This window comes from Mesorhizobium sp. M7A.F.Ca.CA.004.04.2.1 (assembly GCF_004022825.1).
Classification (GTDB): domain Bacteria; phylum Pseudomonadota; class Alphaproteobacteria; order Rhizobiales; family Rhizobiaceae; genus Mesorhizobium.
This window is the reverse complement of sequence record NZ_RZPH01001326.1, coordinates 1-1,301: the sequence shown is the minus strand read 5'-3', so window position 1 is coordinate 1,301 and position 1,301 is coordinate 1. Positions and strand designations below refer to the sequence as shown.

Below are 1,301 nucleotides of genomic sequence, written 5' to 3'. Positions count from 1 at the left end.
CCTTTAAGGACGTTGAGAGCAGCCGCTTCGCCGCCCGACGTCCACCAATGCAGCATCTGCACTTCCTTGACGTCCTCGGCGTGGGCCGCGAAAGCCAGGCCCGACGCGAGAGCCGTTCCGATAAGCAGTTTGCGCAACATGTACTTCCTCCCTTGTTGCATTACACGACCGGTGAAGCCCACCGGGTTCTTCTCAACTCAGCCGACCCACCATCCGGTGCGCTGGCCGCGATGAAACTGAATTGTCTTTTCCTCGGTATAGTCCTCGACGGCGCGTTTGCCGAGTTCGCGTCCGAGACCGGACTGCTTGTAGCCTCCGAAAGGCAGCTCGGGATAACCTTCCATGAATGTGTTCACCCAAACGGTTCCCGAACGCACTCCACGCGCGACCGACATGCAAGTGTCGATGCTGGCGCTCCACACGCCCGCCGACAAACCATAGGGCGTGTTGTTGGCGATGTGCAACGCCTTTTCAATCGATTCAAAAGTCAGCACCGAGAGCACCGGACCGAACACTTCCTCGCGCGCTATGGCCATCTCCTCGGTAACGCCGCGGATGATGGTGGGATCAAGATATTGGCCGACATTGGAGGCCAATTGCTTGCCTCCGCTGTAAACCTGGCTGCCGTCGCCTTCAGCGGCAGAAACATAGCCGGCCACCTTCTTCAGATGGTCGGACGAGATCATCGCGCCGACCTTGGTTTGGTCATCGAGCGGATCGCCGACCGTGACCCTGGCGGCAAGCGCCTTGACGGTGCTGAGAAAATCGTCGGCGATCGCCTCGTGAACGATCAGCCGGCTGCCGGCATTGCAGCACTCGCCGGCATTGAAGAAGCCGCCGAACACCGCCGCATCGGCGGCCGCTTCGAGGTCGGCGTCGGGGAAGACGATCTGGCCGTTCTTGCCGCCGAGTTCCATCGAGACTTTCTTCAGCGACTGCGCGGCCGAGGCCATCGTCATCTTGCCGACGCGGGTGGAGCCGGTGAACGACACCATCTCGACCAGGGGATGACTGACCATCGGCGCGCCGACGTCGGCACCAAAGCCGGCGAGGATGTTGACTACGCCGGCGGGCAGGCCGGCCTGCATCAGGATATCGCCGAGCACGAAGGTCGACGCCGAGGTCATTTCGCTAGGCTTGACCACCGCCGTGCAGCCGGCGGCGAGCGCGAAGGGCAGTTTCTGGCTGACGATCAGGAACGGGAAATTCCATGGAGTGATGATCGAGACGACGCCGATCGGCTCGCGCAGGACGACGCCCAGCATGGCATCGCCGAGATTGGCGTAGGATTCACCATGCAA

1 protein-coding gene and 1 pseudogene are annotated in these 1,301 nt (G+C 61.7%); both read right to left on the bottom strand.

From position 1 onward, the window contains the following. Positions 1 to 161: pseudogene (locus EN893_RS34260) on the bottom strand (sugar ABC transporter substrate-binding protein); the annotation flags it as partial. A 36-nt stretch (positions 162 to 197) separates the two neighbouring features. Further along, the coding region (locus EN893_RS34255; protein ID WP_128362183.1) for an aldehyde dehydrogenase family protein at positions 198 to 1,301 on the bottom strand (1,104 nt) is incomplete at its 5' end.